Consider the following 22,504-nt stretch of genomic DNA (forward strand, 5'->3'; position numbering starts at 1 on the left):
CCCCGGCCAGTAGGCTTGGACCTATGAGATCCCGCTATTCCAACCTGGAACGTCCCGGCCTGGACGAGGCCGGACTGCGTGAGGCACTGTGCAGCCCGCGAGGTCCCTTCAGCCGGCTGGACCTGCTGGAGGCCACTGGGTCCACCAACACGGATCTCGCCGGTCACGCCACCGAGGAACCGGCGGCATGGCCGGACCTGAGCGTGCTGACGGCCGAAGAGCAGACGGCCGGCCGAGGCCGGATGGAGCGTACCTGGACTGCGCCGGAGCGTTCCTCGCTGATCGTCAGCGTGCTGCTGCGTCCACACAATTCTGAAGGGCGTCCCCTGCCTACCCAGAGCTATGCGTGGATGTCGCTGCTTGCGGCGCTCGCGCTGTCGGAGAGCATCGAGGAACGCACCGAAATCTCCCCCCAGCTGAAGTGGCCCAACGATGTCCACGTTGACGGACGAAAGCTGGCCGGTGTTCTCGCCCAGCTCGTGCCGGGAGCCAACGGTGAGCCTCCCGCCGTCGTCGTCGGTACAGGCGTCAACGTCAGCCTCACGGACCAGGAACTTCCCGTGCCGACCGCCACCAGCCTCCTTCTCGAATACGCGGCAACCACCGACCGCAATGTCCTGCTGAAGGCCTATTTGCGTCGCCTCGAGGCGCACTACCGTGAGTTCACCGCGGTCGACGGTGACGCCTCCCGCCCCTGGCGAGACGGCACCTCCCTCCTGACCCGGGTGAGCGCCCGCATGGCGACGCTTGGCCAGGATGTTCAGGCGGATCTACCGAACGGCTCGGTCATCACCGGTCGTGCCATGAACCTCGACCCGCACGGTGCCCTGGTGGTGCGTGATGAAGACGGCGAGAGGCACACCGTCTCAGCGGGCGACGTCATACATCTTCGACCGCTGACGCGGTAGGGGCACCGGAACAATGCGCGATTCACCGAACGGACGGCCATGCGGATAAGGCTGGAACCGGGGGAGCACGTCGTGGTGCGCACCCGGCCTGATCCGCGGCGGTTGATCCTTCCTTTCTGCGGAGCCCTGGTGATCCTCGCCGCCGGCGGCTTCGGGCTGGGCATGTTCAGCCGTTCGCAGTTGCCCCTCGGGTGGGAACAGTGGGCCCCGGCGATGGTCACCGGAATCCTTGTCCTTGCGCTGCTGCTTCTGTTCCGCGTGTTCATCCGTCCACTCCTGCAGTGGGCAGGAACGCGGTACATCCTGACGAGCCGCCGGCTGATCCGGCGGGCGGGGTTCTCCCGCCGCAGTGAACGGGAGGTCCGGCTCACGGGGATTTTCCAGATCATCATCGAACAGAGTTTGATGGAGCGGTTCACCCGCGGAGGGAGCCTCCTCATCGACCTGGGGCGTGACAGATTCCTGTCCTTTCGAGAGGTTCCGCAGGTCTATACCTTCAAGCAGTACATGGTCACAGCGATCGGGGAGCTCCCATTGACCGCCATGTTCGATGGTGTAGATATGGAAGCTGAGTCGATGGACGGAACAGACGACGACGGATGGGACAGGAGCGGTGATGAGCGCCAACAACGGCATGGATGGGACTGAAGCCGGCGCCGGCTCCTTCGAGGACGATCCTGATGAGCCGATGACGCTGTCCATGCCGGTCATCAAGCGCGCGGACCTTCCGCCTCCGCCGGACAAGCTGGACCGCAATGCCATCCGCAAGCTTGAAGTCGAACTGCTGGGGTCGGAACGTACCCTGCGTCGGCGCGAGGTGGCCTCCGGCGCGGGTGTGTCGCTGCTGTCGGCGCGGAAGCTCTGGCGGGCCATGGGCTTTCCCAACATCGGGGACGACGACGTCGCCTTCACCGAGAAGGACATGGCGGCCCTGACCACCATCATCGAGCTGGTGCGCAAGGAGCAGCTCACCGAATCCGCTGCCATTTCGATCACCCGGGCCATCGGGCAGATGACCGACCGCATGGTGGTATGGCAGATCGAGGCACTCGTCGAGGAGATGGTGGTTCAGCGCGGAATCTCCGACGCCGCCGCCCGCCGCAATCTCGTCGCTGAACTGCCGCAGCTGATCGAACCCCTCGAGGAGACACTGGTGTATGCCTGGCGGCGGCAGATGAACGCGGCCGTTCAGCGCCTGGCTGTGCGGTCGGAGTCCGGGCTCGCTTCGAGCACTGCCGGGCACGACGGAACCGAGGACGACGCGCCGCTCCCGTTGGCGCGTGCTGTGGGTTTTGCGGATCTGGTGTCCTACACGAGTCTTTCCCGGCAGATGAACGAACGCACGCTGGCCCAGCTGGTTCAGCGGTTCGAGAACAAGTGTGCGGAGATCATTTCCGTTGGTGGTGGACGCCTGGTCAAGACGATCGGTGACGAAGTGCTGTACATTGCCGAAACACCGGAGGCGGGTGCGGAAATCTCGCTGGCACTGGCAAAGGCGTTCACCGAGGACGAGCTGCTGCCGTCCGCCCGCGTGTCAATGGTCTGGGGCAGAATCATGTCCCGGCTGGGGGACATCTACGGCCCTACCGTGAACCTTGCCTCCCGGTTGACGTCCCTGGCGGAGCCCGGAACGGTACTCATCGATGCAACCACGGCCGCGACTCTCCGCGACAATGACCGCTTCGTCCTCATGCCGCACAAAGCGCGGACTGTCCGGGGGTTCGGCGAGGTGCATCCCGTGACGCTCGCCCGCGGAACGGGAACAGGTCTGGTTCTGGACTGATCCAGCACGCTTCCTCTTCCCCAAGCTGATGGGTACAAGTCCCCACCCGGCGGTGCGGTCTTGAACAAGCATGAAAGACTGTCTGCATCCAAGCATTAAGCCGGTGGTCCGCTGTGGTCTCGGACGCCAGGTAAAAGTCTCATTCGGGGAAGATTTGTGAACCTGCTGAACCGTCTGCGTCGTTTCAGGACGAAGCACAAGCGCGCGTTGTCTGTCTCTACGGTTTCCGCTGTCAGTGTTGCTGTGGTGAGCGGTGCGCTGTTGTATCCGGGTTTTGCCACTGCTGAGGTTGATCTGAACGACGGCGGTGTGTGGGTGACGAACCGGAACACTGGGTTGGTGGGGCACCTGAATTATCAGTCGCGTCTGTTGGATGGCGGCTATGCGGCCAACAGCGACGGCTTCGACATCATTCAGGATCAGGCGACGGTCTTCAATATCAATACGGACCAGTCGAAGGTCAGCCCGGTTGATGTAGCGAATGTGGTTCGGGGCACTGAGGTGCAGTTGCCGGGCTCTGCCGTTGTCGCGATGGGTGGTTCGACGGCGGCGGTGACTGATCGGGCCGGCGGCGCTGTGTGGATTACCGCGGTGCAGAACCTGGCCGCGTTCAGCGACCAGGAGACGGAGCCGGTGGTGACGGGCTCCTCCGGCGCGGTGGCCGCGGTGTCAAGCAACAACAGGGTTGTTGTTGCTGCGCCGAAGGCCGGGACCGTGTCAACTTACGTGGTTGGACCCGATGGCTCGTTTGAGGACCCGACGATTGTGGAGTCGGAGGAGCTTGCGTCGTTTGGCGATGCGCAGGTTGCGGCGGTGGGGGATCAGGCGGTGGTCTTCGACAGCGAGTCCGGGCAGCTCATCCTTCCGGACGGTGAGACGGTGGCGCTGCCGGATGCTGAGGGTGGGCGTTTGCAGGAGAGCGGTCAGGCGAGTGGTTTCGCGGTGGTGGCGACGCCGTCGTCGTTGATCAAGCAGCCGTTGAGCGGCGGGGATCCGGTGATCACTGCATTGGACGCCACCGGGGTTCCGGCGGCTCCGGTGCAGGTGGATGGGTGTGTCCATGCAGCCTGGGCGGGCGCCGCCGTATACCTGCGCGATTGCGCCGATGATGCCAATGATCAGCGGAAGGATATCCCTGAGCTGGGCGCGGATTCGGAGTTGGTGTTCCGGGTCAACCGGAGTGTGGTGGTTCTCAATGACATCAATGCCGGGGATGTGTGGCTGGTGTTGCAGAACATGCAGTTGGTGGATAACTGGGGCGACATCATTCCGCCGAAGCAGGAGTCGGATGAGGAGGATGAGGAGTCGGCCAGTGAGAATCCGGTTAACACGCTGCCGGACCGGTCGGGGGAGAACCGTCCGCCGGTAGCGACCGATGATTCGTATGGTGCCCGTGCCGGGCGGACGACCATCTTGAACGTCGTCGCCAATGACACTGACCCGGATGGCGACTTATTGACGAGCTCCCTGACGGGAGAGCAGCCGTCGGCCGGGAGCGTGCAGCCGATCTATAACGGTGCCGGTCTTCAAATTGTTGTGCCGGAGGATGCGCCGGTGGGGAATTCGACTTTCACCTATGAAGTCTCAGACGGCCGCGGCGGCAGCGATTCTGCCCAGGTCACCATCGAGGTTCGCGGAGCTGATTCGAACGAAGCCCCGAACCCGATACGCCCGACGAAGATCCTCGTGGAAGAGGGTACGTCGGTCAGCCAGAACATCCTGAGTAACTGGACCGATGCAGACGGTGATGACCTGTTCCTGGTCAGCGCTGAACCCACTCCGGATGGGGATCAGGTGCGTTCGCGATCGGATGGGTTGCTGACGTTCCGCGACGTCGGAAAATCCCAGGGGGTCAAGGAAGTCGACATCGTGGTTTCCGATGGGCGCGAGGAAGTATCCGGCGTCGTCAGTTTCGATGTCCGGGCGTCGGGGACGCTGCCGCCGGTGGTGAACTTCGACCATTTCACCGCCGTCGTAGGGCAGGAGTCGCAGTTGACTCCGCTGCAGAACGATCAGGATCCGGCAGGCGGCCAGCTAAGTTTGGCCAAGGCGGAGCTTGCAGGCGGCGACGCCGTGGTCAGCCCCAACTACGACACCGGCACAATAGCGTTCACGCCGAGTGCAGCCGGGACGTTCTATGTTGAGTATCTGGTGACGAACGGGCCGCAGAGTGCCAGTGGCCTGATCCGGGTCGACGCCAAGGCCGAAGGTACCGAGGGTGCTCCGATTGCCGTCCGCGATGTGGCGTTGTTGCCGCGTAACGGGGACGTGCTGGTGGATGTGTTGGGTAATGACAGCGATCCAACCGGCGGGGTGCTGGTGGTGCAGTCCGTCGACGTACCGGCCGGCTCGCCGGTGGACGTCGCAGTGCTGGATCACAATGTGCTGCGGATCCACGACGTGCGCAGCCTGAACCAGCAGGCAACGATCACCTACACGATTTCCAACGGTAAGGCGTCTGCCACAGGTGAAGTGAGCGTGCTTTCCGTCGAAGGGCCCGAGACCCTGTTGCCGCCGCAGGCGAATTCGGATGAGGTGACGGTGCGTGCCGGGGATGTGGTGAACATTCCGGTGCTGGACAATGACACGCATCCTAACGGTGATGAGTTGACGCTCAGCCCGGTGTTGGCTCAGGGGATTGACCTGGCAGATGGTCGGGTGTTTGCTTCGGAGAACTCGTTGCGGTTCGTGGCGGGGCCGACGGCGAAGACGGTGTATGCGATTTATGAGGTACTCGACAGCACCGGGCAGTCGGATTCGGCTGAAGTCAGGATCAATATCCGGCCGCTTGACGAACGGAATACGCCGCCGGTTCCGAAGAACCTCGACGCCCGCGTCATCGCAGGATCGACGGTGCGCATCCCGGTTCCGTTGGACGGTATCGACGCCGACGGTGATTCAGCCTTCCTCGCCGGAATTGACGTCGCTCCACAGATGGGTGCAGCAGTACCGGGACCGAACTACATCGACTTCACTGCCTCCGCCATCGGGGCCGGCACTGATTCCTTCACCTATACGGTTCGCGACCGGCTCGGGCTGGAAAATACAGGGACCGTGCAGGTCGGTATTGCCCCGGCGGCTGAGGCAAACCAGAAACCGATTGCAGTCAACGACGGTGTGATCCTGCGACCCGGCCGGGCGATCGCGGTCGACGCGCTCCGCAATGATTCGGACCCTGACGGGGACCCCATCGCTTTGGACCCGGATGCCGTCACGGCTACTCCTGAGGAGATGGCTCCGGAGGTTGTCGAGGGCAGGGTCCTGTTCCGGGCGCCTGCAGCCGAAGGTGATTTCAGCGTCCGTTACGGTGTGGCTGATGGCCGTGGCGGTGCTGCGAACGGCAACATCAACGTCACCGTCGATCAGAACGCTCCCCTGCTTCTGCCCATCGCCCGCGACGACCGCGTGGAACCGGCGGAAACCCGCGGTCAGACAGCTGTGGACGTGCCGGTCCTGAAGAATGACGAGGACCCCGACGGCGTCGCGGAAGACCTGATTGTAGGTGTTGACCCCGCCGACGCCACCGCCACTGTCACGTCGGAAAATGTAGTCCGGGTCGAACTCACCGAACAGGCGCAGACGATTCCGTACACGGTCGAGGATATCGACGGTGGTGTAGCTACCGCGGTCGTTTGGGTCCCCGGCCTGAGTGAGCAGTATCCGACGCTGATCAGTAACGCGCCGATTGATGTGCAGGCGGGAGAGGAACTCGCTCTGGATCTGCGGGATCTCGTTGAAGTCCGCGACGGCAGGACGCCAAGACTGACCGTGAGCGAGAAAGTCTCAGCTATCGGGACAAGCAATGCGAACGACCTGGTGGTCGATGCCAACAACCTCCGCTACGCGGCGGATATCGACTACGCGGGGCGGGGATCCATCACCTTCGAAGTGACGGACGGCACCGGACCGGATGATCCAGAGGGTTTGAGCTCGACGCTGACCATCCTCACCAACGTGATACCGGCGGCGGAGAGCCCCAACCTTCCGCCCACCCTGGACTCAGGGTCACTCGACGTTGCCATCGCTGAACCGGCTGTCACGCTCGACGTGTCCAGCCTTGGAGGTGATCCCAACCCTGAAGACGTCCTGGAGTTTTCGCTCACCGGCGAGCAACCGGCCGGGTTCGACGTCACCCTTGACGGTTCCGTACTCAGCGTGGCGGCGCAGGAAGGCGCCGAAGTGGGCACCACCGGAGCCGTCGGGATTTCAGTGACCGACGGGGAGGAAACAATCAGCAGCGCGGTCTCCCTCACTGTTATCGCGTCCAGCAGGCCGCTTCCGGTAGCGAACGATGATGAGGTCTCAGACGCGGTGCAGGGCGAACCTGTATCGGTGGATGTGCTTGCCAACGACGTGAACCCGTTCCCGGAGGAGTCGCTGCGCATTCTGGACGTTGTCGCAGACGGCAACGGCAGCGTCTCGCAGCAAGGGGAGTCGGTGCTCGTTACCCCGGCCGCATCCTTTGTCGGAAACATGACCGTGCAGTACACCGTCCAGGACAAGACCGGCGAGCTCTCCCGGGTTGACACCGCGCAGATTCTTCTCACCGTGAAGGGTAAGCCCGGGGCGCCGTCGACTCCGGTGGTGGAAAGCACCCGCAACAAGTCCGTGGTGTTGTCATGGGATCCGCCGGCCGACAACGGCTCGCCGATTACGGGTTACACGGTGAGCAGTAACAACGGGTTTACGCAGGAGTGCCCGGCGACGACGTGCACGTTGACTGAGTTGACGAACAATGTCGAGTACGTGTTCACGGTGACCGCTGCCAATGACATCGGTATCTCGGATCCCTCGCCCGAATCCGCGGTGGCGCGTCCGGATACACAGCCGGCACAACCCGCTCCGCCGACCCTCGTATTCGGCGACGGATCGCTGACGGTCAATTGGACGCCTCCGGCGAATGAAGGCTCGCCGATCGAGGGGTATGACCTGCAGATATCCCCTGCGCCGCCCAATGGTGCGGTGCAACGAAGTGCGGCGGGCGGGCCGTTGACGTGGGAAGGCCTTGAGAACGGAACAGCCTACAAGGTCCGGGTCCAGGCAAGGAACGCTGCCCCGGAGCCGTCTGAGTGGAGTGATTACTCGGCCGCTGAGACTCCGGCGGGGTTGCCGGGAACACCGGCGGCGCCGACGACCACGCGTGCGCAGTCCGTGGGATCAGAAAGTCAGCTGGTGGTTGATTGGGCCGATGTGTCACCGAACGGCGCTGCGGTGTCGAAGTACCAGGTCCAGGAGTTCAGGGGCGGCACCCTCACCCGGACGCTGCCGGAGGTCCAGGTTTCGGATCAGACAATCGTGGTGCCGAATGCCGAGGCGGACTACAGCTACGCAGTGCGCGCTTACAACAAGGCCGGGTGGACCGAATATGGTGCTCAGTCAGCACCGCGTCGTGCGGTGGGTTCTCCCGCAGCACCGAGCAGCGTGACCCTTGCCGAGACGCGCACCGGTGCTGAGGGCCGCCATGTGCAGATCAACTTCAGCGAGCTCAGCGCCGAGCAGCGCAACGGCGCACGTGCCTCGGAGGTCAGTTACCGGGCGAACTTCAGTGACGGACGTCAGATGGCTATCCAGCCGGGTCAGGAAGTCGGTGGATTCGCGAACGGTTCAGCCGTCAGCGCGACGGTCACCGCGATCGTGAACAGCGACGGAGCCAACTACTCCAGCCAACCGGCCGGATCCAACCAGGTGAGTCCTTACGGCAACCCCGGAGCGGCACGAGCCGGCGCCCGTGATGGGGCCAGGGAGCAGAAGGAAGTCACCGTCAGCTGGGATGCGCCGAACACCGGTGCCCACGACGTCAAGCAGATTCAGATCAACATCAACGGGGGCGGCTGGCAGAACGTTAATAACTCGGGCAACCGGACGGTCAGAACGAACGGGTACAACGAGCGCGTCGTCATCAAGGTCCGATCGATGAACTCGCGGGGAACGTTCGGCCCGGTGGCTGAAGCCGCTGCAAGGAGCGGCGACGCTCCGCCGCCGCCCCCGCCACCGCAGAGTGAATGGCGTATCACCGCAGGCGGTCCAGGGCTGCAGACAGGGCACCGGTCCTGCATGGATCCTGTCAACGGAACGAACTGGACGGGATCGGACTGCCGCGGAGACCACTGGTTGGGCTATGGCGAGACCATTGTCTCGAAGTGCTACATCCAGCGGTCCTCCGGTGCCTGGTACCGGCAATTCTCCGGTCCCAACACCTATGCGAACAACAATGGCCTGCATGTGCGGGGCAATACGACCACGCAGGGAGCGAACCCACCCGCGGGTATGCCGCGGTGCTGATCGGGAGATGCAGCCAGCGACAGGCGCGGGTCCTCCCACGGCCGTAGGTGCCCATGGGAGGACCCGAGAACGCGCTATAGACTGGCCGTGGCGCTGCAGGGGCAAGGCGCCCATTCCCGGGGGGTTTTCAACGCACATGAAACGTGGTCTCGATCGTCTGCGTCGTTTCAGGACGAAGCACAAGCGCGCGTTGTCTGTCTCTACGGTTTCCGCTGTCAGTGTTGCTGTGGTGGGTGGTGCGTTGTTGTATCCGGGTTTTGCCACTGCTGAGGTTGATCTGAACGACGGCGGTGTGTGGGTGACGAACCGGAACACTGGGTTGGTGGGGCACCTGAATTATCAGTCGCGTCTGTTGGATGGCGGCTATGCGGCCAACAGCGACGGCTTCGACATCATTCAGGATCAGGCGACGGTCTTCAATATCAATACGGACCAGTCGAAGGTCAGCCCGGTTGATGTAGCGAATGTGGTTCGGGGCACTGAGGTGCAGTTGCCGGGCTCTGCCGTTGTCGCGATGGGTGGTTCGACGGCGGCGGTGACTGATCGGGCCGGCGGCGCTGTGTGGATTACCGCGGTGCAGAACCTGGCCGCGTTCAGCGACCAGGAGACGGAGCCGGTGGTGACGGGTTCCTCGGGCGCGGTGGCTGCGGTGTCCTCGAACAACAGGGTTATTGTCGCCGAGCCGACGGTCGGGACGGTGACCACGTACGTGGTCCACCCGGACGGGTCCGTTGAAGAGCCGTCCGTTGTTGAGTCCGAGGAACTGCGGAATTTTGGCGATGCGCAGGTTGCGGCGGTGGGGGATCAGGCGGTGGTCTTCGACAGCGAGTCCGGGCAGCTCATCCTTCCGGACGGTGAGACGGTGACGCTGCCGGATGCTGAGGGTGGGCGTTTGCAGGAGAGCGGTCAGGCGAGTGGTTTCGCGGTGGTGGCGACGCCGTCGTCGTTGATCAAGCAGCCGTTGAGCGGCGGGGACCCGGTGATCATTGCATTGGACACCGCTGGGGTTCCGGCGGCTCCGGTGCAGGTGGATGGGTGTGTCCATGCAGCCTGGGCGGGCGCCGCCGTATACCTGCGCGATTGCGCCGATGATGCCAATGATCAGCGGAAGGATATCCCTGAGCTGGGCGCGGATTCGGAGTTGGTGTTCCGGGTCAACCGGAGTGTCGTGGTTCTCAATGACATCAATGCCGGGGATGTGTGGCTGGTGTTGCAGAACATGCAGTTGGTGGATAACTGGGGCGACATCATTCCGCCGAAGCAGGAGTCGGATGAGGAGGATGAGGAGTCAGCGAGCGAGAATCCGGTTAACACGCTGCCGGACCGGTCGGGGGAGAACCGTCCGCCGATAGCGACCGATGACTCCTACGGGGCGAGGGCTGGACGCACCACCATCCTGAACGTCGTCGCCAATGACACTGACCCGGACGGGGACCTGTTGACGTCTTCCCTCACGGGTGAACAGCCCGCCGCGGGCAGCGTTCAACCGATCTACAACGGTGCAGGCCTCCAAATCGTGGTTCCCGAGGACGCCCCACTTGGAATCCACACGTTCGGCTATGAAGTCTCAGACGGACGGGGCGGAAGCGATACCGCGCAGGTCGAGGTGGATATCCGGAGTCGGGATTCGAACGAGGCGCCGAACCCGCTACGGCCGACGAAGATCCTCGTGGAAGAGGGTACGTCGGTCAGCCAGAACATCCTGAGTAACTGGACCGATGCAGACGGTGATGACCTGTTCCTGGTGAGCGCGGAGCCGACGCCGGATGGGGATCAGGTGCGTTCGCGATCGGATGGGTTGCTGACGTTCCGCGACGTCGGAAAATCCCAGGGGGTCAAGGAAGTCGACATCGTGGTTTCCGATGGGCGCGAGGAAGTATCCGGCGTCGTCAGTTTCGATGTCCGGGCGTCGGGGACGCTGCCGCCGGTGGTGAACTTCGACCATTTCACCGCCGTCGTAGGGCAGGAGTCGCAGTTGACTCCGCTGCAGAACGATCAGGATCCGGCAGGCGGCCAGCTAAGTTTGGCCAAGGCGGAGCTTGCAGGCGGCGACGCCGTGGTCAGCCCCAACTACGACACCGGGACGATCGCGTTCACGCCGAGTGCAGCCGGGACGTTCTATGTTGAGTATCTGGTGACGAATGGGCCGCAGAGTGCCAGTGGTCTGATCCGGGTCGACGCCAAGGCCGAAGGTACCGAGGGTGCTCCGATTGCCGTCCGCGATGTGGCGTTGTTGCCGCGTAACGGGGACGTGCTGGTGGATGTGTTGGGTAATGACAGCGATCCAACCGGCGGGGTGCTGGTGGTGCAGTCCGTCGACGTACCGGCCGGCTCGCCGGTGGACGTCGCAGTGCTCGATCATAACGTGCTCCGTATCCACGACGTGCGGAACCTTGGTGAGCAAACCACCATCACCTACACCATCTCGAACGGCAAAGCCTCCGCCACCGGTGAAGTCAGTGTCCTGCCGGTGGAGGGCCCGGAGACGCTGTTGCCGCCGCAGGCAAATTCGGATGAGGTGACGGTGCGTGCCGGGGATGTGGTGAACATCCCGGTGCTGGACAATGACACGCATCCCAACGGGGATGAGTTGACGCTCAGCCCGGTGTTGGCTCAGGGGATTGACCTGGCAGATGGTCGGGTGTTTGCTTCGGAGAACTCGTTGCGGTTCGTGGCGGGGCCGACGGCGAAGACTGTGTATGCGATTTATGAGGTGCTCGACAGCACCGGGCAATCTGACTCCGCTGAGGTGCGGATCAATATCCGGCCGCTTGATGCGCCGAATACGCCGCCGGTTCCGAAGAACCTCGACGCTCGCGTCATCGCAGGATCGACGGTGCGCATCCCGGTTCCGTTGGACGGTATCGACGCCGACGGTGACTCATCGTTCCTGGCTGGTATCGACGCTGCGCCGGCAATGGGAGCTGCTGTGCCGGGACCGAACTACATCGATTTTACTGCGTCGGCGACCGGAGCGGGGACCGACATGTTCACGTATACGGTGCGTGACCGGTTGGGCCTGGAGAACACGGGCACGGTGCAGGTGGGCATTGCCCCTGCAGCGGAGGCAAACCAGAAACCGGTCGCGGTCAACGATGGTGTGATCCTACGGCCCGGCCGCGCGATCGCCGTCGACGCCCTGCGTAATGATTCAGATCCGGACGGGGACCCGATCGCTTTGGACCCGGATGCCGTAACGGCTACTCCTGAGGAGATGGCTCCGGAGGTTGTCGAGGGCAGGGTCCTGTTCCGGGCGCCTGCAGCCGAAGGTGATTTCAGCGTCCGCTACGGAATTCAGGACAGCCGTGGCGGCACTGCCGCCGGCAATATCAGCGTCACGGTCGACCAGAACGCACCGCTTCTACTGCCGATCGCACGGGATGACAGGGTTGAGGTCACCGAGACCCGCGGACGAACGGCCGTTGATGTACCGGTCCTGAAGAACGATGAGGACCCTGACGGTGTGGCCGAGGACCTGGTGGTCAGTCTTGACCCGGCGGATGTCACAGCAACGGTGGGCTCGGAGAACGTCGTTCGCGTGGAACTGACCCCCGAACCGCAGTCCATCCCTTATACAGTTGAGGATATTGACGGTGGTGTTGCGACGGCGGTGATGTGGGTGCCGGGGTTGAGCGAGCAGTATCCGACGCTGATCAGCGATGCGCCGATCGACGTGCAGGCAGGGGAGGAACTTGCCCTGGATGTGCGGGAGTTGGTGGAGGTCCGCGAGGGCAGGTCTCCGCGTCTTACGGTCAGCGAGAAGGTCTCGGCGATCGGGACCAGCAACACCAACGATTGGGTGGTTGATCCTAACAACCTGCGCTACGCCGCGGACGTCGCCTACGCGGGCAAGGGCTCGATCACCTTTGAGGTCACCGATGGTTCCGGACCGGATGATCCGGAAGGTCTGAGCTCGACGCTGACCATTCTCACCAACGTGATTCCGGCAGAAGAGAGCCCGAACATTCCGCCGACCCTCAACTCGGGGTCACTTGAGGTGGCCGTTGCGGAGCCGGCGGTGAGCCTGGAATTGGCCGGTCTTGCCTTCGATCCCAACCCCGAGGACACCCTCAAGTTCTCGTTGATCGGTGATCAACCCGCGGGGTTCAAGGTGTCTCTTGATGGCTCGGTGTTGAGCGTTGCTCCTGGTGATGATTCCGAGGCTGGTCTGACCGGCGTCGTGGGCATTTCGGTCACGGATGGGGAGGATTCGGCGTCGAGCTCGGTTGCGTTGACGGTCCTGGCATCGAACCGTCCGCTTCCGGTGGCGAATGATGATGAGGTGCTGGATGCGGTGCAGGGTGAGCCCGTGTCGGTGGATGTGTTGTCCAATGATGTGAATCCGTTCCCGGAGGAGCCTTTGCGGATTGTTGATGTGGTTGCTGACGGGAACGGCAGCGTGTCGCAGCAGGGTGAGTCGGTGTTGGTGACCCCGGCTGAGTCCTTTGTTGGGACGATGACGGTGCAGTACACGGTTCAGGACAAGACAGGGGATCAGTCGCGGTTGGCTACCGGGCAGGTCGTGTTGACGGTGAAGGGTAAGCCGGGGGCGCCGTCGACTCCGGTGGTGGAGAGTACGCGGAATAAGTCGGTGGTGTTGTCATGGGATCCGCCGGCGGACAACGGCTCGCCGATTACCGGGTACACGGTGAGCAGCAACAACGGGTTCACGCAGGAGTGCCCGGCGACGACGTGCACGTTGACGGGGTTGACGAACAATGTCGAGTACGTGTTCACGGTGACCGCTGCCAATGACATCGGTATCTCGGATCCGTCGCCGGAGTCGGCGGTGGCGCGCCCGGATACGCAGCCGGCGCAGCCTGCTCCGCCGAGCCTGGTGTTTGGGGACGGCGCCCTGACGGTGGATTGGACGCCGCCGGCGAATGAGGGGTCCCCGATTGAGGGTTATGACCTGCAGATATCCCCTGCACCGCCGAACGGTGTGGTGCAACGCAGTGCCGCCGGTGGGCCGTTGACGTGGGAGGGCCTGGAGAACGGGACCGCGTACAAGGTGCGGGTGCAGGCCAGGAACGCTGCCCCGGAGCCGTCGGAGTGGAGTGATTACTCGGCCGCTGAGACTCCGGCGGGGTTGCCGGGGACGCCGGCGGCGCCGACGACGACGCGGGCCCAGTCGGTGGGTTCGGAGTCTCAATTGGTGGTTGATTGGGCGGATGTGTCACCGAACGGCGCTGCGGTGTCGAAGTACCAGGTCCAGGAGTTTAGGGGCGGCACCCTCACCCGGACGCTGCCGGAGGTCCAGGCCTCGGAGCAGACGATCACGGTGCCTAATGCTGAGGCGGATTACAGTTACGCGGTCCGTGCCTATAACAAGGCCGGGTGGACCGAGTACGGTGCGCAGTCCGCGCCGCGACGGGCCGTAGGTTCCCCTGCTGCGCCCAGTAACGTGACCTTGGCGGAGACGCGGACCGGTGCTGAGGGCCGCCACGTGCAGATTAACTTCAGCGAGCTCAGCGCTGAACAGCGCAACGGCGCACGTGCCTCCGAGGTCAGTTACCAGGCGACGCTCAACGGTCGCCAGATGGCGGTTCGGCCGGGTCAGGAAATCGGGGGCTTCGCCAACGGCACACCCGTCACAGCCACCGTCACCGCGGTTGTGAACAGCGACGGAGCCAACTACTCCAGCCCACCGGCCACCTCCAACACCGTGAACCCCTATGGCAACCCCGGGACGCCAACGGCCAGCGGCCAGAACGGTGCTCAGAACGAGACCAGCGTGACCTTCACCTGGGGAGCACCGAATACGGGTGCTCACGACGTCAAACAGGTTCAGATCAGCATTGACGGCGGCGGCTGGCAAAACGTCGCCAACTCGGGTTCGAGGCAGGTCAGCGGCAATTTCGAACAGCAACACGAGATCAGGGTTCGATCGCTCAATTCGCGTGACCAGGCCGGCGGAATTGCTACCGCCCGTGCAACGGCCGGTAAGGAACAGCCCAGCCAGCTGAACACCCGACTCTCAAGTCATATGGTGCGCAGCTGCACGGATCCTGCAGACAGAGCCACCTACAATCCCAAGACCTTCACCTGTCAAGGCGTTGGGGGAAACAATCCGCCCTGGTTCTATGCGGAGCATCAGTTCACGGTCGGATGCTGGATCCACCACACAGACGGTTACGGCATCGCCGGGCAGTGGTACCGGATCGTTGCGGGCCCCCGCAACGTCGGCCGCTACATCGACGCAGGACACGTCACCGTTGGTGGGCCGGCCCAGAGCAAGCTCCCGCAGTGTTAGCCCCTAGAGGTCGCTGTAGTGATCCTCCCCATGGGTACTCGTGCCCATGGGGAGCACAGCCTCCTTACCTATAGACTTGCGACGGCGCCGCGAACGGTCCAGGCGCCCTTTCTCGGGGGATAGCAACTTCTCATGATTCGTGGTCTTGATCGGCGCAAGCGCGCGCTCGTGTCCGGCACGGCGCTTGCCGTGGCGGCCGCCGTCGTAGGCGCCGTTCTCAACCCCGGTGTAACCACCGCTGAAGTGGACCTGAACGACGGCGGTGTCTGGGTCACCAACCTGTCGCAGGGCAAGGTCGGCCACCTGAACTATCCGTCACGCACACTCGACGGCGGTTTCATCGCCGGAAGCAACGCGTTCGACGTCCTGCAGCGCGATGCCACGGTGCTCAACCACAATCAGGACCAGGGCGCCCTCAGCCAGGTCAGCATCACCGCGGTCACCACGGGAGATGAACAGGAACTGCCCGGGAACGGCCAGCCGAAGCTTGGCACCGACTACGTTGTCTCGGTGAACGCGGGGGAGGGCACCGTGCGCACCGCACCGGTCACCAGCCTTGCAACCTTCGCGAGCGAGGACGCACCGCCCCTGGTCGAGGGCGCCACAGGCGTTGCCGCAGCGATCACCCCGCTCGACGTTGTTGTTACAGCCGATCCGGCGTCGGGCGACGTCGTGACCTGGGAAGCAGACGGCACCGGCGCGTTCGCCGAGACGTCACGGGAAACCGTGGAGGGCATCAGGGACGTCGAGGAACTGCAGCTCACCACAGTAGGGGACGACGCCGTCGCACTGGATCCGTCGTCGGGCACCCTGTTCCTGCCCGGTGGGAAGCAGACCGTACTCCCCGAGCCGGATGGCGCCCGCCTGCAACAGAGCGGGCCGGCATCGCCTTTCGTTGCGGTCGCTACTGCCGGCGCGCTGGTCAGCGTGCCGCTGGACGGATCCGAACCGTCCGCTCAGCCCATCGAGGTTTCCGCTGAACCTTCCGCTCCCGTGCAGCAGGACGGGTGCGTCCATGCCGCCTGGGCCGCGGCCGGGATTTACGTCCGCGACTGCAGTACAGATTCGAACGACGTCACCTCGGAAATCCCCTCCCTCAACACGCAGTCGGAACTGGTGTTCCGGACCAACCGCAACGTCGTCGTGCTGAACGACATCCGTGGCGGCAATATCTGGCTGGTGCAGCAGAACATGCAGCTTGTGCAGAACTGGGACGAAATCATCCCGCCGCCGGAGGAGGACGACAAGGAAGACGAGGAGTCGGCCAGCGAAAACCCGATCAACACGCTGCCGGACAGGACCAAGGAGAACCAGCCGCCGGTTGCCGAGGATGATGAGCTGGGCGCCCGGGTAGGCTCCACCACCCTTCTCCCGGTGCTGGACAACGACTCGGATCCGGACGGCGACCTCCTCACGGTGACGGTTCCGGAAGGCCTTCCCGACGTCGGCGCGGTGCAGCCGGTGTACGACGCCACCGGCCTGCAGGTTGTGCTCGAAGCGGACGTCCCCCCGGGACGGCACACCTTCGATTACGCGGTCGACGACGGCCGCGGCGGTCGGGACACGGCGTCCGTCACCTTGAACGTGCGCTCTGCCGACTCCAACGAGCCGCCGCTGCAGAAGCGCAAGACGCGCATCGTCTTGGAGCAGGGTCAGAGCGCGAACCAGCACATCCTCGCCGACTGGACGGACGCGGACGGGGACGATCTCTACCTTCAGTCCGCCACCGCCACGACGGACGGTGACAGTGCCAAACACCGGGATGACGGACTGCTCACGTTCACCGACGGCGGAGCGCAGATCGGTGAGAAGGAAGTGGCGATCACGGTTTCCGACGGTCGGGAGACCACGGAGGGCGTCGTCGTCGTCGACGTCCGCGCCCCGGGCGAGGTGCCGCCCATTGCGAACCCGGACCACCTCACCGTCAACGCGGGGGAGGAGCTCCTTGTCGCCCCTCTGGAAAATGACCTCGACCCGTCCGGGAGGGGCCTGCGGCTCACACGCATCAACGGCGGCGAAACCGCTGAGGTCACCCCCAATTACGAGGTGGGTACATTCACGTTCCGCTCGGACAAACCGGGCCCGGTTTACCTTGACTATGTCGTGGCCAATGGTCCTGCCAGCGCTCCGGGGATCATCCGCATCGATGTCCTGCCCGAGGGCGGGGAAGCAGGTGCTCCGGTAGCCGTGCGGGACAGTGCCCTGCTGCCCACCGGAGGGCAGACGCTGGTGGATGTGCTGGCCAACGACACCGACCCGGGCGGCGGTGTACTTGTGGTGCAGTCGGTCTCCCTGCCGGCCGATTCCCCGGTGACAGTGGCCGTCCTCAGCCACAGCATCCTGCGGATCAGCGACACCCGCGGACTCAAGGAACGCATCACGTTCAGCTACAGCGTGTCCAACGGACGTGAGAGCTCCACGGGCCAGGTGTCCGTGGTTCCCATCCCCGCACCCGCCAAGCTGCAGCCGCCCCGTGCCGCTGACGACGAAATCACCGTGCGTGCCGGCGATGTCGCCACGGTGGAGGTCCTGAGCAATGACACGCATCCCAACGGCGGTGTTCTGACGCTGGACCCGGAGCTGGTGGAGACGGTCGCGCCCGGCCAGGGGCTGCTCGCCGTTTCGGGCAACAGCCTGCGCTTCAAGGCGGGGACCACGCCCGGAACCTACCGGGCGATCTACGCTGTACGCGGCCCGGACGGGCAGGAAGACTCGGCGCAGGTGCAGTTCCGGGTAACGGCAGTCGACGAGGAGAACAATTCCCGTCCCCTGCCGGAAACGGTCAAGGCACGGGCCATCGCGGGCAACACCACCCGCATACCGATTCCGCTGACCGGGATCGATCCGGACGGTGACTCCGTGTCCCTGGTCGGTATCGATCAGGCGCCGACCAAGGGGACCGTGCGCGTTGGCGCTACCTTCATCGAATACACCGCCGCGACTGATATCTCCGGTCAGGACTCCTTCAGCTACGTGGTGACGGACCGTTTCGGGGCACGCTCAACCGGCACGGTGCTGCTTGGCATTGCACTGCCGAGTACGGTAAACCAGGTCCCGGTGCCGGTTGACGATTCAGTCGACGTCCTGCCCGGCCGCAACGTAACCGTGGACGTACTGTCGAATGATTCGGACCCCGACGGCGATGCGCTGGCCCTGTTGCCCGACGGTCTCGAGGCCGCCGGCGGGATCAACGCGGAGGTCCATGACCGCAAGGTGCGCTTCACCTCGCCCGAGCAGACCGGCACAACAGCGGTCCGGTACACGGTCGACGACGGCCGCGGCGGAACCGCGATGGGCACCGTTCGCGTGCAGACCAGGCCGGACGCTCCGCGCCTGGCACCCGTGGCGCACGATGACCGTATTTCCTTCTCGGAGACTCTGGGCAAGGCTGCCGTCGACGTGCCCGTGCTTGAGAATGACACGGACCGCGACGGGTCGCCGGAGGAACTGCAAATTTCCTTCCCCGAGCCCTCCGAAACGGCCTCCGTGCGGCCAGGGGACGGCGACACGAGCATCGTCAATGTCCAGCTCCTGCCGCAGGCCCAGACCATCCCGTACACCGTCACCGACATCGACGGCCTCAGTGCGACGGCATTCATCCATGTTCCCGGTTCGGCGAACCAGCCGCCTGCCCTGTTGAACACGGGAACCCAGGAAGTGATGAGCGGCGAAGAGCTTGTCCTCGACCTCACCGAACTGGTGGTGGTCAGGGAAGGCCGCAGCGTGCAGCTCACCGATGACGCGAAGGTCACGGCTGTGGCGTCCAACAACGAGCCGCTGGTCCGCGACGCAACCACACTGGTCTTTACCTCGGCCGAGGACTATTCCGGAGCAGCGTCTGTCAGCTTCGAGGTCACCGACGGGACATCGGTTGATGATCCCGAAGGCCTGAAGTCAATGTTGACCGTCAGCATCATGGTGTTGCCTGACCCGAACCGGAACCACCCGCCCGAGGCACGTTCGGGCCACCTGCAGGTTGCCCAGCAGGAGAGCGGCACCATCGACCTGGCCAAACTCGTCCAGGACATCGATGAGGCAGACACCCTCACCTTCGCACTTCTGGGCGATGCACCGGAGGGTCTGACGGCGGACCTTGACGGATCCGTCCTGTCCGTCGCCGCCGGTAACGCTGCGAAGAACCAGGCCCATACGATTCGATTCTCCGCGACGGACGGCCGCAGCGATCCCGTCGAAGCGGCAGTCAACATCACAGTTGTCAGTTCCACCCGTCCATTGGCCGTGGCGAACGACGATGTGGAACAGGACGCCGTGCAGGGCGAAACCGTCCTCGTCGACGTACTCGCCAATGACACGAACCCCTTCCCCGACACACCCCTGAAGCTGATCTCCGTCAGTACGGAAACCGGTCTCGGTTCGGCCAGTGCGCAGAGCGACTCCGTCGCAGTGACCCCGGCTGACGACTTCGTGGGCACCATGGTTGTGCAGTACCGCATCGGTGACCGTACGTCGGACCCCGAGCGCGAAGTGGACGGGCGGATCCGACTCACCGTCAAGGGTGCCCCTGACGCGCCTTCCACCCCGTCCGTCGGCGAAGTCAGCAGTCAAACCGTGGTGCTCTCCTGGGACCCTCCTGCGGACAACGGTTCCCGGATTACGGGCTACAGGGTCAGCGGCAGCGGCGGTGTCAGCCAGGATTGCCCTGCCACCACCTGCAGCATTACCGGGTTGACCAACAACACTGAATACACCTTTACTGTCGTTGCAGCGAACGACGTCGGTGAGTCGCCGGCGTCGGGCGCGTCCGCCTCCGCACGGCCTGACGAGAAACCGTCCACCCCGGCCCCGCCGAGGCTTGTTTTCGGCGACCGCTCGCTCTCCGTGGCGTGGGACGTCCCCGCGACGGAGGGCTCACCGGTGGAGAACTACGACCTCGAGATCTCGCCGGCTCCGCCGACCGGGGAGTTTCAGAAAACCGGAATCGCCGGCACTGCCGTCGAATGGGAGGGCCTCGAGAACGGCATCCCCTACAAGGTCAGGGTGCGGGCATTCAACAAGGCTCCGGATCCCTCTGACTGGAGCAGCTACTCCGCGTCCGAAATTCCAGCTGGCGTGCCGGCAATTCCTGCAGCACCGACTGCGCAGGTCTCCTCCCAGGGCGGGTCGACGAACTCCGTCCTGTCGGTGTCCTGGGCGCAGCCCTCCACGGCCGACAAGAACGGCGCGGAAATTGAGTCCTACACGCTGACCACCTTCCAGAACGGCAGCGCGTTGCGGTCTGCGGAACTGTCCGGATCCGTCTTCAACACCACGGTGACGGTGCCGAACTCCCAGAGTCCCTACACCTTCACCCTCACAGCCACCAACAAGGCGGGCACGTCCGCCGCAAGCGCGCCCTCCGAGCCTCGCCAGGCAGTGGGAGCACCCGGACCTGTGCCGAACGTGCAGGCAACTCCCGCCGATCGCAGCCTCACGGTGAAGCACGGGCAACCTGAAACCAACGGCGCAACGGCTCAGCAGACCCGGTACGAATACCAGCTGAACAACGGTGCCTTCGCGACGCTCCCGGCGAACGGCGTCATTGGCGGTCTCAGCAACGGAACCGAGTACACCGTGGGCGTGCGAGCGGTGAACACCGCCAACGGCAGCTCCTTCCCGGGACCGTCGACCCAGTCAAACCCCGTGGTTCCGTTCGGCCAACCGAATACGCCGTCAATCAGCTCATCGCCGTCGGGGGAGCAGGTTGTCTTCTCGATCGGCGCCACCCCGTCCAACGGTCGTCCGGTCCAATCGGTGACCTGGGAGGCAGGCGGAGCGAGCGGGTCTGTTCCGGCCGGTGGCGGGCAGGCGACATCGGGTCGCGTCGGCTACGACCGGGACGTCACCATCACGGTGACGGTGACTGATTCCGAGGGGCAGCGCGCCACCAAGACGGCGACCGGCCGGACCTCCCCGGCGCCGAAGAAGTATGCAACGGTGAATGACACCGACGCCACGGGCACCTGCGAGTACCCTGTCTCGAGCAATGACAAGCCGGCCAACAGGGCCAACTGCTCCGATGCCGGTGGAACCTGGCGGGGCATCGGCTACCGGTTCGAGATCGAGTGCATAACTCCCAATGGGGGTGTCTACCCGATCTATGACATGCCGTCCCCGGGTCGGTTCGTCCAGGTAGGCAGTTCGAGCGAGTGGGTCAAGGCTGCGGCTGGAGGCTGGTTCAAGGCAGTCAGCGTGGCGGCTGAGCCAGGGGCCCGAACATGTTGACGCGCCGGGCGGGCTGTGGGAACAGACGACTCAAGAGCACTCAGGAATCACGCACGAGAAAGAGGAAGACATCATCATGACAATGACCGCTGAACAGGCCGCGTGGTTCGCCGGGACGTTCGACAAGCTTGTCGGGAATGTTGGGCAGGCTGTGCTCGGCAAGTCCCAGGTGGTCCGGCTTGTCCTGACCGCAATGCTCGCCGAGGGTCACGTGCTGCTTGAGGATGCTCCGGGCACCGGCAAGACCATGCTCGCGCGTTCCCTCGCCGCCACTGTGCAGGGCACCCACTCGCGTATCCAGTTCACGCCGGACCTGCTGCCCTCCGACGTGACGGGCATCACCATCTATGACCAGAAGACCCAGGAGTTCGAGTTCCACAAGGGACCGATCTTCGCCAACATCGTCCTTGCGGACGAAATCAACCGCGCTTCACCGAAGACCCAGTCGGCGCTGCTGGAAGTCATGGAAGAGTCACGGGTGACCGTGGACGGTGTCAGCTACACCAATGAACGGCCGTTCATGGTCATCGCGACGCAGAACCCGATCGAGCAGGCCGGCACCTACCGCCTGCCTGAAGCTCAGCTCGACCGCTTCCTCATCAAAACAATGATCGGCTACCCGGACCACGCCTCGACCGTCCAGCTGCTTAGCGGATCCTCGACCCGCGACCGTTCGCTTGCCCTGACCCCCATCATCACCACCCAGGCCATCAAGGACATGGCAGACCTCGCCACGGAAACCCACGTGGATAACGCCGTGCTCGAATACATCTCGCGGTTGACCGAGGAAACACGTTCCGCACCCGAGACCCGTCTCGGAGTGAGCGTTCGTGGTGCGCTGGCGATGGTTCGCACGGCGAAGGTCTGGGCAGCAGGGCAGGGCAGGCACTACGTCCTCCCCGATGACGTCAAGGAACTGGCACCCTACGTGTGGACGCACCGGTTCGTCATGGACCCGGAAGCAGAGTTCGCCGGTGCAACACCCGAAGCCGTTCTGCGCCGTGTCCTGGCGGACGTTTCAGCTCCGCAGCAACGCGCGACCGCCTGAGGCTCCTG

General features: G+C 64.1%; 7 protein-coding genes. All 7 read left to right on the top strand.

Annotated features, from left to right (window positions below; translation table 11 throughout):
* Positions 1-23 precede the first annotated feature (23 nt).
* The 7 genes from M1D74_RS05610 (at position 24) to M1D74_RS05640 (ending at position 22,496) form a co-directional block, all read left to right on the top strand.
* Complete coding sequence (locus tag M1D74_RS05610; protein ID WP_458116801.1) at positions 24-908, top strand: biotin--[acetyl-CoA-carboxylase] ligase; 885 nt, start codon at positions 24-26, stop codon at positions 906-908.
* A gap of 39 nt (positions 909-947) precedes the next feature.
* Positions 948-1,556, top strand: coding sequence for a PH domain-containing protein (locus M1D74_RS05615; protein ID WP_458116802.1), 609 nt, complete (start codon positions 948-950; stop codon positions 1,554-1,556).
* Positions 1,557-1,608: 52 nt separating this feature from the next.
* On the top strand, positions 1,609-2,691 hold the full coding sequence (locus M1D74_RS05620) for an adenylate/guanylate cyclase domain-containing protein (protein ID WP_309124374.1): 1,083 nt from the start codon (positions 1,609-1,611) through the stop codon (positions 2,689-2,691).
* Positions 2,692-2,847: 156 nt separating this feature from the next.
* Positions 2,848-8,973, top strand: a complete 6,126-nt coding sequence (locus M1D74_RS05625; RefSeq protein ID WP_458116803.1) for an Ig-like domain-containing protein — start codon at positions 2,848-2,850, stop codon at positions 8,971-8,973.
* A 136-nt stretch (positions 8,974-9,109) separates the two neighbouring features.
* On the top strand, positions 9,110-15,226 hold the full coding sequence (locus M1D74_RS05630) for an Ig-like domain-containing protein (protein ID WP_458116804.1): 6,117 nt from the start codon (positions 9,110-9,112) through the stop codon (positions 15,224-15,226).
* Between the two features lie 132 nt (positions 15,227-15,358).
* Positions 15,359-21,448 carry an Ig-like domain-containing protein gene (locus tag M1D74_RS05635; RefSeq protein ID WP_458116805.1) on the top strand — a complete coding sequence of 2,030 codons (6,090 nt, stop codon included), beginning with the start codon at positions 15,359-15,361 and terminating at the stop codon, positions 21,446-21,448.
* A gap of 76 nt (positions 21,449-21,524) precedes the next feature.
* A complete protein-coding gene (locus tag M1D74_RS05640; protein ID WP_309072255.1) occupies positions 21,525-22,496 on the top strand; it encodes an AAA family ATPase in 972 nt (323 codons plus the stop codon).
* Positions 22,497-22,504 lie beyond the last annotated feature (8 nt).

This window comes from Arthrobacter sp. D2-10 (genome assembly GCF_054161285.1).

Excerpts from the sequence above, each read along its gene's own strand:
- M1D74_RS05615 (WP_458116802.1), top strand. The coding sequence starts at position 948 with ATGCGGATAAGGCTGGAACCGGGGGAGCACGTCGTGGTGCGCACCCGG.
- M1D74_RS05630 (WP_458116804.1), top strand. The coding sequence starts at position 9,110 with ATGAAACGTGGTCTCGATCGTCTGCGTCGTTTCAGGACGAAGCACAAG.
- M1D74_RS05640 (WP_309072255.1), top strand. The coding sequence starts at position 21,525 with ATGACAATGACCGCTGAACAGGCCGCGTGGTTCGCCGGGACGTTCGAC.
- M1D74_RS05610 (WP_458116801.1), top strand. The coding sequence starts at position 24 with ATGAGATCCCGCTATTCCAACCTGGAACGTCCCGGCCTGGACGAGGCC.
- M1D74_RS05620 (WP_309124374.1), top strand. The coding sequence starts at position 1,609 with ATGCCGGTCATCAAGCGCGCGGACCTTCCGCCTCCGCCGGACAAGCTG.
- M1D74_RS05635 (WP_458116805.1), top strand. The coding sequence starts at position 15,359 with ATGATTCGTGGTCTTGATCGGCGCAAGCGCGCGCTCGTGTCCGGCACG.